Here is a 12894-nt window from a genome sequence, read left to right as displayed (position 1 = left end):
GCAACGAGGAGCGCAAAGGCCATGAACAAGATCACCCGGAACCCCTCAACGTCGGAACCCGTGCCGGAGGCCGTTCGTATGGCTGACGGTTCGATCAAACGACAGACCGTATTGGTGCTGCAGGGCGGCGGCGCTCTCGGCGCCTATCAGGCCGGCGTCTACCAGGCGCTCGTCGAGGGCGGGGTCGAACCCGATTGGGTCATAGGCACCTCGATCGGCGCTATCAACGCGGCGCTGATCGCCGGAAACGAACCGCAAGACCGCCTGCCGAGGCTGCGCGAGTTCTGGGACGGCGTCAGCCGCAGCAGTCCGCTCGACGAGTTTTTCCGGATGATGGCTCCAAGCAACATCTTTGCCAACATGGGCACGGTGATGCGCGGCATACCGGGCTTCTTCGAACCGAACCCAAGCGCCATGTTCGGGGTCAATCGCGAAGTGGGTGTGGAGAATGCCTCCTACTACACCACCGATCCTCTCAAGCGGACGCTGGACAATCTGATCGACTTCGATTGTCTCAACCGTCGCCGCACGCGGCTGACGGTCGGCGCGGTCAACGTCAACACCAGCGAGCTCAAGTATTTTGACAGCAGCCAGATGCCGTTGTCGGTGGCGCACATCATGGCGTCGGGCGCCCTGCCGCCGGCCTTTCCGGCAGTCTGCATCGATGGCGAGCCCTATTGGGATGGCGGCATCTATTCAAACACGCCCATCGAGGTCGTGCTCGACGAGCGTCCGCGGCGCGACGCGCTGATCTTTGCCGTCAACATGTGGCAGCCGCGCGCGACGGAGCCGAAATCGATCTGGCAGGTCATGGGACGACAGAAGGATCTTCAATACGCCAGCCGCGGCCGAAGCCACGTTGCCCGCCAGGAGCAGCTGCATCGCCTGCGCCACGTCGTGCGCGAAATGGGAAAGCTGGTCCCCGAGGAGCGGCGCGAGGATCCGATGTTCAAAGAACTCGCATCCTATGGCTGCCCCTCTGTCATGCACCTCGTCCGGCTGCTTTCGCCCCGCCTGGACGGCGAAGACCACACCAAGGACATCGACTTCACGCGCTCAGGCATCCGCACGCGCTGGCAGGCCGGATACGAACATGGCCAGCGCGTCCTCTCGGAAAAGCCGTGGCAGTGCGAGGTCGACATGCTGCAGGGCATCGTGATCCACGAATCGCAGGAATAACGAACCAGCGCCTCGGAAACGATGGAGAATACCGATGCAGATCATCACTCCCGGCATGCGGCTGATCCCCGAGGCGGTGCTTGCCAACAACGCTGCCCTGTTCCGTACCATTCCGGAGACGCCTTCCCATGCGGATACGTCGCTGCATCGCGTGGTTATCGTCGGCGGCGGCGCGGGCGGACTGGAGTTGGCGACGCGCCTTGGCCGCAAGTTCGGCAAGCGGCGGCTTTCCGTCACGCTGGTCGACCGCAACCGCACCCATATCTGGAAACCCTTGCTGCATGAAGTGGCATCCGGCGCGCTGAACGCGTCGCACGATGCTGTCGAATACATCGCCCATGCCAGCCGGCACGGGTACCGATATCGCATCGGCGAGGTCGTTGGCATCGACCGTGCCAAACGCCAGATCTTTGTCGCGCCCAGCTTCGACGATGACGGCCGGCAGGTCATCCCACCGCGTGTGCTGGGCTACGACACGCTGGTCATGGCTGTCGGCAGCGTCAGCAACGATTTCGGCACGCCGGGCGCCGCGCGTCACGCCATTTCGCTGGATACCGCGGAGCAGGCTGCCCGTTTCAACAAGCGCATGATAGACGCGTGCCTGCGCGCCAACGCGCAATATGAGCAGCTTTCGCCCGGTCAGCTTCATTGTGTCATCGTCGGCGCCGGGGCCACCGGCGTGGAACTTGCCGCGGAACTGCACAAGTCGATGCGGGAGATTGCATCGCACAATCTCGACAACATCGATTTCGAACGATTGATTCGCGTCACTATCGTTGAGGCCGGGCCGCGTATCTTGCCAGCTTTGCCCGAACGCCTAGCACGCGCTTCAGCACGTCTGCTTGTTAATCTGGGCGTCCAGATACGGTGCGGGATCAAAGTTACCGAAGTGACGGAGGACGGCATCAAGCTTGGCGAGAAATTGTTTGTGCCGGCCGAACTCGTCGTCTGGTCCGCTGGGATCAAGGCCCCGGATTTCCTGAACGAGCTTGATGGCCTCGAAACGGACCGCATCAACCGGCTGGTCGTGGATGAGACACTGCAAGCCAGAGGGGACGAGAACGTTTTCGCGATCGGAGATTGCGCGAACTGCGTCCTGCCAGGCGAAGGCAATGCCCTGCCGCCACGAGCCCAGACAGCGCACCAGCAGGCAGATCATTTGGTGAAAGTCGTTTCAGCGCGCCTCGCGGGGCAGGTTGCGCCGGCGTTCCGCTACAGGGACTACGGTTCCCTCGTCTCACTGGCCGATTACGGTTCGTTCGGCAGCCTGATTGGCGGGCTGAAGATCGAAGGTCTACTCGCCCGGCTGATGTATCGCTCTCTCCACAAGCTGCATCTCAAAGCGGTGCATGGCCTTGTGAAGACCGCCCTCGACTCGATTAGCGAGATGTTTGCGAGGCGCACCCGGCCACGCATCAAGCTCCATTGAACACGTGCAGGTGGCGACTTGGAAAAGTATGGTGTCGTGATCCCGGCCTTCTCGTCGGATACCAGGAAAACGATGTCATACTGTAACGAATTGAGGACGAGCCACGAACAGAATGCGAACCCAACATGCCTCGATGCATCTTGGGCATCGAAACGATGCAAGGAAAGCATGACCCCGCCCGAGGAGCTCCAATGATAGGGTGCACGCAATCCATGAAAGTGCAGAAATGGCCGCCGACGACCAGGCAATGACATTTGAACAGTCCGTCCAGGCTGCCATTGAACTTGATGCGTCCCTGAACGAACGGCTGGCGGTGATTGCTGGGGCGGTGCGCCGCCTAGACGCGAATTTCGCCGACGCAGTGGACCGCTTGGTGGGACGATTGGAGAAACAAGGGGCGGGCGCGATGGCGCCGGTGCCGGGTGATGTCATGCCGGCGTTCCTGCTGCCTGACGACGATGGCAAGCTGGTCAGTCTGGCCGACGTGCTGCAAAGGGGGCCAGCGGTGATCACCTTTCAGCGCGGGCATTGGTGCCCCTATTGCCGTTTGAACGCGATTGGCATCGTCGAAGCCCAGCCCGAGATTGCCACCCTGGGCGGCCAGATCGTGGTGATCATGCCCGAGCGGCGCAAATTCGCGAAGGCGATGAAGACTGCCGTCGGCGCGACGTTTCCCTTCCTGACCGACATGGACAATGGCTACGCCCTGTCTCTCAATCTTGCGATCTGGGTCGGGGCGGAGATGGAGCGGCTGATGGGGCTAGGCCTCGATCTCCCCAACTATCAGGGCAACAGCAGCTGGTTCCTGCCAATCCCTGCAACCTTCATCATTGGAACCGACGGGATCATCACCGATCGCTTCGTCGATCCCGACTACCGTCGGCGGATGGACATCGACGATCTGATCGCGGCGCTCAGGCGGGCTCGCTGACGCCAAAAGAGGACCAGTCGGTCGACCGCAACAGGTTGAGCAGCGTCGTGGCCACGGGTGAGCGATGTCGGCCGGCAACCGTGTAAACGGCGACGACCCGGGAGATATCGACGTCTCGCAGCTTGAGCCTGCGGATATTTGGCGTCCGTGGTGCCGTCACGGAGACGAAGCCCACCCCGGCGTTGGCCTCCAGCAGTGCCAGCAGGTCGTGGTCGGTCTCGACTTCATGCGCGGTGCGAGGCGTCAGGCCTTTCTCTGACAGGCAACGCGAAAGATCCTCGCTCGTTTCCCAATCGATCCGGCTGAGCACGGGTTCCGCCGCCAGTTGGCTCAGCGCGACATCGGCCTCGTTGCGGCGGGCAAGTGGGTGATCGGAATTCACGACGAGCTCAATACCCTCCTGGAAGAGCGGCCAGGTGTCGAGCCGATCCCAGGCCTGCCCCAACGGACCGGCAACGGCTAGCTCAACCTCACCGTTCTTGAGAGCCTCAACGACGGCGCTCGGCGAGCCCCGGTTGATCTTGAGATGGACTCCGGGATAGGCGCGAAAAAGCTCCGTAAACGGCGATACCAGCAGCGCAATGTTGACGCTGTTGGAAATGGTGACATTAAGAGGCGCCACGTCGCTGCTTTGCACAGCCTTGGCGAGTGATTTTGCGGAAGTGGCAGCGTCGTAGCACTGTTGCAACAGAGGCAGCATACGCCTGCCGAGTTCAGTCAGGTGAGAGTGCTGGCGCTCGCGCCGAAGGAGTTCACCCCCCAACTCCTCCTCGAGCGTCTTGATCGCTCGTGTCAGCGCAGGTTGGGTAACGTTGCACTCTTCGGCTGCTCTGGTGAAATTAAGCGTGCTGGACAGGGCTAGGAAATAGCGGACTTGCTGCATCTCCATGAATCTTCGCCCCCTCAGCGAAATGATCTATCAGCGACTGCGCATGTTTGCAGGCTAGCGCATTGCAGCCGTTCCGGCAAAGTGTGGCAACGTCGCTAGGCGGGACGCTATGCAGTATGGCTTAGTCAATGTTTGCTTTGGGCCGGATCAAGTCGATGATCGCGATCGTCCTCGTCTCCCACATCCAGCCTTTGGCCTAACAGATCAGATTGGGCAAAAGCGCAGTTCCATGAAAAAGGATCACTTCAAGCGGCGCCTCAGATTTTTTCGGCACCAATGCCTTGACCTCGCAGGCATGGATGCCTGCACGTCCGTCAGTGCGTTTCGTGGTAGGGGCTCAATTTCACATAGCGATACATGGACGGCGCGGCTTCGCCATTCATCTTTTGGAACGCAGATTTCGACGGCAACCCGCCGATCCTTAGTGCGGATAGGCAAACAGAAATCGCTTCATCTAGTATGCGTTCCCCTTCCTAATTATAGAAATGGAGAGTACGGTTTAAGAAGCCATCCGGGGGGGTGAAATGCGCTTCAGGCAACTGATTGCAGCTCTTGTTCTAGTACTTTCCCACCCTTTTGGCGCACTGGCCGATGAGTTTGCCGCAGTAACGCACCCGAGCTTCTCAGCCGTAGAGCCGCGGCTGGTTTATGGGCTGATCACCTACGATTTTGCGTTTACTGGAAAGGACGGCGCTGCAAGAAGTCAATCGGCTTCGGCGTTCCTGCAATCGTTGATAAAGTCGAGATTCCAAAACAAGTCGGGAAACTACATCGTAAGTCTCGATGTGGCGATTGGCGACAAGATCATTGCCACCGAGCCGATCATGTCGGCAACGTGGGAAGAGAGCAAATTCCTCTTCGTCACGACATCCGAGAAGTCGAACATCGTCATCAACAGGAACGGTATCCTCATCGACGACATCGTCGTGGATTCTGAGACAAATACAATCTCGTTCTCGATGAAGGTCAGATATAGTTCCAATACGTCGGTGGACATGTCGTTGCTGACCGAGCTGTCGCAACTGTCTAGAACCGCCTCTCTGGCCGGTTTGTCGCCTGGTGTTCAGGCGGTTTCGGATGCCTATGCTCCGTTCGCGACCATCCTCAGCAAGCTCCTGAGCAAATACACCGACGTGTCGATCGTCGACAACACAACGGGCTCGTTCACGTTGCTGGATGACGGATTTCCCAATCAGCTGCGATATAACGGGACCAACTTCAAGGTTAACATCTACCTGAAGACGCTGAACTCGCAACTGCCGACGAACTTTTCGCCTGAAGGGTTCAAGATCTCCAATTTCGGCCTGCCGCTGACCGAGGTGAAGAGCGGTGTTGGGGCAGCACGGGCACCGGTGATCGATCTGATATCGGCAGGAACCGACAGGGTTGCCGGATTTGTAAAGGCGATCACGGACGGCGCGCCGCTTGGATCCCCCAAGCCCGCATCCGAGACGGAAATCCACGACAGTTGCGTCGCCCTCAAGAACAAACTCAACAAATTCGTCACCTCAAGGGATGCGGCATTGGTCTACTGGTCCTTCCTTCGAAGCTTCCATGCGGCGCTGGTGCAATACAAGGATGGCGTAAGCTGCGGCAGGGGCGATTTGGTTGAAGACCTGAGCGCACTGAATTTGCCGCTCAGCGCAAGCGACTGGCCTGCACAATAGGCTTCGAATAACGGGCTGCCTTGCCCAGGTCTTTGTGGGTTCTCTGGAGCGAAACGATGTTCACAGTAGGCAAGCGGCATTGCCGGGCGCTTTTGGTGGCGTTGCTTCTCTTGGTGTGTCCTCGCGTCGTATTCGCAGAGGAGCCGGGCGTGTTCGCGCTCCTTGTTGGCATAAACAGCTACGCAAAGACGCCAGGCTCCGCCTACAACGCATCGGACCTTCATGGAACCGCAAACGACGTTGCCCTCGTTAAGGACCTGCTGACCGGCACCTACGGCGTTCCCGACGACAACGATCGTTTCCGGGTTTTGCTGGACGCCCAGGCGACCCACGCCGGCATTCGAGAGGCATTTGCGGATCAACTGATCGAGAAGGCAAAAGCGCATCCGGATGCGACGTTCCTGTTTTACTTCAGCGGTCACGGCTCCCTGGCCATCGATGACAATGGCGACGAGGGCGATGGCTATGATGAGACCATCGTTGCACAGGACAGCCGTGGTCCGGGTGGCACCGACATACGCGACGATGAAATCGAGGCCTGGCTGACGCAACTCAAGCAATACTCCCATAACATCGTGCTGATCTTTGACAGCTGCCACTCAGGCACGATTTCAAAAGAGCCCACACTTGCTGCCCGCATGGCGCCGCTAGACGGTAGGCTGCTGAAGGATGCGCCTGCTGAGCGTCACGGCAAGGATGCGTCGATCGCGGATTCAGGCCGCTCATACTCGATCGTCGAAGGGTCCCGGGCCGATGAAGTGTCCAACGAGGATCTTGTCGCTACCGCATCGGGTTCGCAGTATCATGGGCTGCTGACCTACTATCTGGTCCAGACGCTCAAGCGATCTCCACAGCTGACCTATCGCGAAGCAGTGATGCAAGCCGAGAGGTATGTCCAAAAACGTGCGCCATCCCAGCATCCACAGGCGGAAGGAGACTTCGACAGGGTGGTTTTGGGCGGAATAGGAACCCGCCAGCCCCCCTTCATTTCGGTCACAAGTGTGACGCAGGACCAGATTTCGGTCGCAGTTGGCCAGGCGCAGGGGATTCAACCAGGAGCAATCATGGCCGTGTATTCCAGCAAGGCAACCAAGCTGGTCGGTGAGGACGGCAAGATCGCGAACGCGGTCGTGATTTCGTCCGACGTCGCGACTTCGGTTGCCAAACTGGTCAAAGCCCCGAACGAGCCTGTGACCACTGCGTCGAAAGTTCGAATCGTCTCGCCCTATTCCGTTGAGCAAAAGGTTGCGGTGGCTATTGCCGATCCACCTCCAGAGCTGGGCATCGCTGCGGCGGTCCTGCCGATAAAGGCAGCGCTCGCTGATCGACTTCGCGACAATGCGCTGGTACGGCCGGTGCAGGATCTAGGCCAGGCGACGATGGTGATCGCCATGGGGTGCCTGAACGGTGGCAAGCTTGTTCCGATGGAGGAACGCAAAACGCTCAGCCCCGACTGCGACAAGGTCTACTACATCACGCCGCGAGACCAGGTTGGGGCCATGCATGGCTACACGGTTTCGGCAAAGGACGACGGTGCCGCTGTCGATGGCATTACGGGCGCGCTCGAGAAGATAGCCCGACAGGAAAACCTGCGCGCGCTGACGAACAGCGTTTCCCCGCTGGCAGGTGCGGTCAGGGTTTCTCTTGTCCGTGTGACGGTTAAGACCGAGAACGGCAAGACAAGCGTGGAGAGCGAGGCTCCGGTGGTGTCATCGGGTATAGAGCCGATGAAGCAGGGAGAATATTTTCGCTTCAGCCTCACAAATACAGGATCACAAGATCTCTACTATTCAATTATCGGATTGGGGAGCAGCGGATCTGTGTATGTCTTGGGAGATGGCGGATCAGGGGACAAATTGCAGGCTGGCGTCACGATCAGCACAAAACCGCCACTGAAGGTCGGGCCGCCCGCCGGCCTTGAATCCTACCTGGTGCTTGCGACGACTTCGCCAGTCAACGTCCATTTCCTCGAGCAGCAGGGCATAGATCCCAGAGATGCCGGCCCGCTTGGCTGGCTTCTCGCTGGGCTCTCTAATCCTGGTTTCAGGGACTCCGCCCAGGTTCCGGATTTTGATCTGAATTCCTGGGCAACCATGCGGATGGATATTGAAATTCAACCTTAACTCGGCAAGTCGGAGAAGGACAGACAATGACAGTTTTCAAGAAAGCACAATCGGACAGGCAAGGGTTCAAGCGTAAGCCTTGGTCGCAGGCTGTTCTTCTGGCGTTATGCGTGACAACAGCCTCGATCGCGCACGTCCAAGCCGGTCAGGCGGTGAAAACCCTCAAGGACAAGCATGCGCCGGGCATCCTCCTGGAAGACACCAAGGATGTACTGCCGCAGGGTGTGGAATTGCGCAAGGTATACCGGCCCGGCATTGAATTGACCAAGAAATGGGAAGGGTGGGTCCCCAAGCGCTATAATGATGCCGTTGGTTACTGCACCGTCGGCTACGGCCATCTCCTGAAGAAAAAGAACTGCGACGGTACGGGTAACGAAGTGGAGTTCCTGAAAGGTATCTCGAAAAAGCGCGGTGAAGAGCTGCTTATCGAGGACATGTCGAAGGCCCAGATCACTGTGCAGCTGGCCGTGCCAAAAGATATCGACGACGGCGCCTATGCCGCGCTTGTCGATTTTACGTTCAATGTTGGCGGCAACAACTTCAAGACCTCGACCCTTCTCGCGGTCGTCAAGAAAAAGCAGTTTGATCGTGTCCCCGAACAGCTCCTCAGATGGACACGTGCGGCAGGTGTCGAACTGGTAGGATTGAAGAACCGCCGCAAAGACGAGATCAAGGTGTTCTTTGACGGAAAGCCGGTTCCGAAGCCGGCGCCCATACCGGGTGAGGATCTGTCGCCTCTCAATATCGATGTTGTTGCCGAAAAGACGGCAAACTAGGATGCATCATGCCACATCCGTGCCGATTCTGGAGGCAGTAGCGCGCAACGGGTTATAGCGAGAGCATCGTCGGCGCCCCTACGCTGCGACGCGTCGCGCGGCGTAGGGCGTGTCGATCTTCGAAGGCAAGCGACGACTGTCACCGACCCAGTTGCAAAGAGAGTTCGCGGCAAGCCGCGACAGCTTTCAATGAGGGCTGCGCATGAGACCACACCGGGTAATTTTCGAGGTCCTGTACTTTTTCCTGATTTGTTCGGTGTTGTGCGGCGTCGCCTTTGCACAGGACATCGGTAGTCGCGGCCCAGACAATTTCGCTGCCCTGGTGCCCAACCTGCGGCCGCAGGAGGCTTCGTTCGTGACGTTCTCACCCAATGGCAAGCTGCTGGCCACAGGTGGCGGGTATGGTGAGCCGGCAGCAAGGCTCTGGGACGCGGACACCGGACGTTTTTTGCGCGTTATTGACGGCAGCAACAGCAGCGCTTCGATCGGAGTGCACGTCAGTGCTTTTGGCTTCTCCGACGACGGGCTGACCGCAGTGACAGGAGACGATGAGGGGCGGCTTCTGTTGTGGGACCTGAAGGGCGGTCGAGTGCTGCAGGAATACGCGACGCAACACCAGGCGATCTATTCGATTGCGATCTCGACTGATGGAAAAGAGGTGGCCCTCGTCGAGGAGGGCGGCATTGAGATATTTGACATTGCGGTCGCAAAGCCGATCTTTTACCGCAAGACGCCCGACATAAGTTACGGCAAGATCGAACGCCATGGAACTGGATGGGCGGCCATATCATGGAGCCCCGGCAGGGTCCTGTTCCTTGACCCCAGGCTCGGCAACGACACAGAGGTTGATCTGGGGGATGACACCACCAGCGTGTCGTTCTCGGACAGTGTCGGCAAGATACTGGTAACCACGTCCCAGGACGTGTCGATCAGGGACCAGAGCAACCACGTCCTGGCCAGAGTTCCGGTTCGAAAGAACGTGCCGACGGAATCCGCAATGTCTTCCGATGGGCACTACGTGGCCCTCGGATACCGCATGGGCCTTGTTGAATTCCTGGACGCGGGCACGCTTAGGCTTCTGCGCACCGTTTCCGTCGACGGCGACCTCGATTCACTCAATTTCTCGCCTGCGCAACCATCGCTTCTGGCGGTCGGGCTGCGGTCGAACGGCTCTCCGATTTTTTTGCTGAGCGCCGGTTCCGACAAGGGCGACGAGATCGTCGGCGCATCGATCGATCCAATTGGGTCTGCGGCGTTCCGGCCCTCCAGAAACCACCTGATACTCGCTCCCGTGGCAGGCCCGGTTGCGCTATGGCGCGACGACGATGGCCGAGGCGTGTTCGAGAACCTGGGCAATGGGCCGATATATTCGGGATCCATCGCCTTGTCCTCGGACGGTAAACTCCTGGTTGTCGATTCAAAAAGCGATACGCGTCTCTGGAGCGTCGACTCAAAAATTGGTTCACGCCTTCAAAAAGGCAATCTGGACCATCACGGTGGATGCAACGGGGCTCAAGTGTTCCTTCCCAAGACCCATCAACTGGTGACGACCGACGGCGCGGGGCGCGTGTTGATATGGGATCTGGACTCTCGTGCTCGGCTTATGCTGGACGAGAGTGCCGCCGACAGACGCCGTTGTATCGCCGTCTCCACCGACGGAGCCATGATCGCAGTCTCGGACGAAACCAAGGCAACGATCTCGCTCTGGGATGCAGGAAACCGAAAGCGGATCAGAAATCTCGCTGGCTTGTCGACCAACATCGGAGGCGTGGCGTTTTCACCGGATGGTTCGAAGATTGCGGTGGTCAGTCCTGCAGAAGGTTTCAGCCTGTTGGACATACGCACGGGGGAGAAGCTCAAGAGCGTGGATATCCCGTTGCTGGGATTGACGTTTCTGCCGGACGGCAGGCGACTTGCATTCGGCAAGGATGACGGCGAGATCGCAATTTTCGACTATGTCGCCGGCAAGGTCGAGCGATCCTTCTTTGGCCACGTCGCGAGGATTTCTTCACTGAACGTGTCCGGCGACGGAACGCTGCTGGTTTCGGCAAGTGACGATGGCTCCGCGAAAATATGGGACATTCCAAGCGGCAAGCTGATGCAGACGATCGTCTTTGGCCGTGAGGGTACCTGCCGGAGCGACGTGGAGGGCAGCCACGCAGGCAATGGGCAGGCGGATCGTTCGGTCCCGACATCTTGTTGGATGAGCTTTGACGCTGACGGGCGATTTGATTCATCGGCCCTGGAGTCCATGCCGCTGGTCAGCTGGGTGGTCAGCGATGATCCCTTCAAGGCCCTTCTGCCCGAGATATTCATGCGGGATTATTACGAGCCGAACCTGCTTGGCCGGCTGCTGGCGTGCCATGGGGCTGAGGTGAGCGGAAAGAATGCGAACGCGTGCGCCGACGCGTTCAAGCCGGTACGGCCGCTGGCCTCGCTGAATCGGATCCAGCCGGATGTACGGATTGTGAGTGTGAAGGCGGGGCCGACACCTGGTGTTGCCCTGGTGGAGGTTGAGGCATCGGGCAAGGAAGATGCCTCACAGCCGAATGGCAAGACGAGCACCGGGATTTACGACGTACGGCTGTTCCGTGAAGGGCAACTGGTGGGCCAGTGGCCCGAGCCGAAGGACAATGCGGCGGTGGTCGGCGAAGATCTTGGTGCGTGGCGCAGCGCTTCGCGCGTGGCGATGACGCCGGGAAAGATCCTGGCGAGGCACGTCTTCCCGGTCCGGCTTGCAGGCGGTGACAAGGGCAAGAAGGTGACGTTCACGGCCTATGGGTTCAACGAGGACCGGGTGAAGAGCGCGACAGCCACCGACGACAGCTACACGGTGCCGCAGAGCATAGCCGTTCCGGCGAAGCCGCGGGCCTATGTGGTGACGGTCGGAGTGAACGAGTACGAGAACGAAGCACTGCGGCTGAACTTCGCTGTGGCCGACGCCAGGGCGATCGAGACGGCGCTGCGGGGAATCAAGGGCTACGACGTGGTGCCGGTGCTGCTGACCACCGACTACGCGCGCACGGAAGGGGATAAACAGATCTCCGCGGTCGACCACGCCAGCAAGGCCGACATCCAGGCGGTGCTGTATCTTCTGGCGGGCAAGGGGGAGGTGGAACGGTCGCGGCTGCGGCAGGAGATCGGCCCGGTCATCGACCATCTAGCGAAGGCGACGCCGGACGATGTTGTGATCCTTGCCTTCTCCGGTCATGGCCACAACGAGCAGGGCCGCTTCTACATCCTGCCGTCGGATTCGGGCAACGACCTGACGAAGCTGGACAGAATGATCTCGAGCGAGGAACTGACGGCGTGGCTGCGCGATGTCGATGCCGGCGAGACGGTGATGATCGTCGACGCCTGTCACTCCGCGGCGGGGGTGCCGGAAGGCTTCAAGCCTGGTCCGATGGGCGATCACGGGCTTGGTCAACTGGCCTATGACAAGGGCATGCGCATCCTTGCGGCCACCCAGGCCGACGACGTTGCCCTGGAGAGCGGTTCACTCGGCCAGGGGCTGCTGACCTATGCGCTCAAGGAGGGGTTGACGACCGGGACCAGCACGCACAAGCTTGCCGACACAGACGGCGATGGCACGGTCACCATGAAGGAATGGCTGACCTATGCCGAAACCCGGGTGCCCGGCCTCTACCAGGATGTGCTCGCCGGCAAGATCGAGAAGACCAGGGACTCCAGCCCCGATGCCAATCTTCTCGAAGACACCACCCGACACGCCCAGACACCGGCACTGTTTGATTTCGTGAGAGCGACCGCGCAAGACCCTGTGATTGCAGCCCGCTGAGGATGGCGCGGGAAAGAGCCTATTCGCTCCCTCGAAAGACACATGGCGGCCGAGAGCAGATTCCTTTTCGACCCCATCATTTCAAAACGAATGCACGACCCAAC

The 12894-nt window shown here is 59.5% G+C and carries 8 protein-coding genes; 7 read left to right on the top strand and 1 reads right to left on the bottom strand.

Going from position 1 to position 12894, the window contains the following annotated elements:
- Nucleotides 1-21 precede the first annotated feature (21 nt).
- From AC1D2G_RS26220 to AC1D2G_RS26210, 3 genes are all read left to right on the top strand, one after another.
- A complete protein-coding gene (locus AC1D2G_RS26220) occupies nucleotides 22-1179 on the top strand; it encodes a patatin-like phospholipase family protein (RefSeq protein ID WP_477417628.1) in 1158 nt (385 codons plus the stop codon).
- A gap of 55 nt (nucleotides 1180-1234) precedes the next feature.
- Nucleotides 1235-2608: an NAD(P)/FAD-dependent oxidoreductase gene (locus tag AC1D2G_RS26215; protein WP_477417626.1), complete on the top strand. Its 1374-nt coding sequence runs from the start codon at nucleotides 1235-1237 to the stop codon at nucleotides 2606-2608.
- Between the two features lie 226 nt (nucleotides 2609-2834).
- Entirely contained in the window at nucleotides 2835-3539 is a 705-nt protein-coding gene (locus AC1D2G_RS26210) for a peroxiredoxin-like family protein (protein WP_477417624.1), read from the top strand.
- On the opposite strand, the gene AC1D2G_RS26205 is transcribed toward AC1D2G_RS26210, so the two are convergent.
- A complete protein-coding gene (locus tag AC1D2G_RS26205) occupies nucleotides 3523-4428 on the bottom strand; it encodes a LysR substrate-binding domain-containing protein (RefSeq protein WP_477398536.1) in 906 nt (301 codons plus the stop codon). The two genes, AC1D2G_RS26210 and AC1D2G_RS26205, sit on opposite strands and share 17 nt — an antisense overlap.
- Nucleotides 4429-4952: 524 nt before the next feature.
- Between AC1D2G_RS26205 and AC1D2G_RS26200 the strand changes: the two genes are divergently transcribed.
- The 4 genes from AC1D2G_RS26200 to AC1D2G_RS26185 all read left to right on the top strand — a co-directional run bounded on the left by AC1D2G_RS26200 (nucleotide 4953) and on the right by AC1D2G_RS26185 (nucleotide 12790).
- Complete coding sequence (locus tag AC1D2G_RS26200) at nucleotides 4953-6095, top strand: hypothetical protein (protein WP_477398534.1); 1143 nt, start codon at nucleotides 4953-4955, stop codon at nucleotides 6093-6095.
- 56 nt (nucleotides 6096-6151) lie between these two features.
- Complete coding sequence (locus tag AC1D2G_RS26195; RefSeq protein WP_477398532.1) at nucleotides 6152-8218, top strand: caspase family protein; 2067 nt, start codon at nucleotides 6152-6154, stop codon at nucleotides 8216-8218.
- A gap of 26 nt (nucleotides 8219-8244) precedes the next feature.
- Nucleotides 8245-8994, top strand: a complete 750-nt coding sequence (locus AC1D2G_RS26190; RefSeq protein WP_477398530.1) for a lysozyme — start codon at nucleotides 8245-8247, stop codon at nucleotides 8992-8994.
- Nucleotides 8995-9196: 202 nt separating this feature from the next.
- Nucleotides 9197-12790, top strand: coding sequence for a caspase family protein (locus AC1D2G_RS26185; RefSeq protein ID WP_477417622.1), 3594 nt, complete (start codon nucleotides 9197-9199; stop codon nucleotides 12788-12790).
- Nucleotides 12791-12894 lie beyond the last annotated feature (104 nt).

The organism is Mesorhizobium sp. P2_C7 (genome assembly GCF_056404515.1).
Note: the sequence above shows the minus strand (reverse complement) of the source record. Positions and strands in the feature narration are given on the sequence as shown.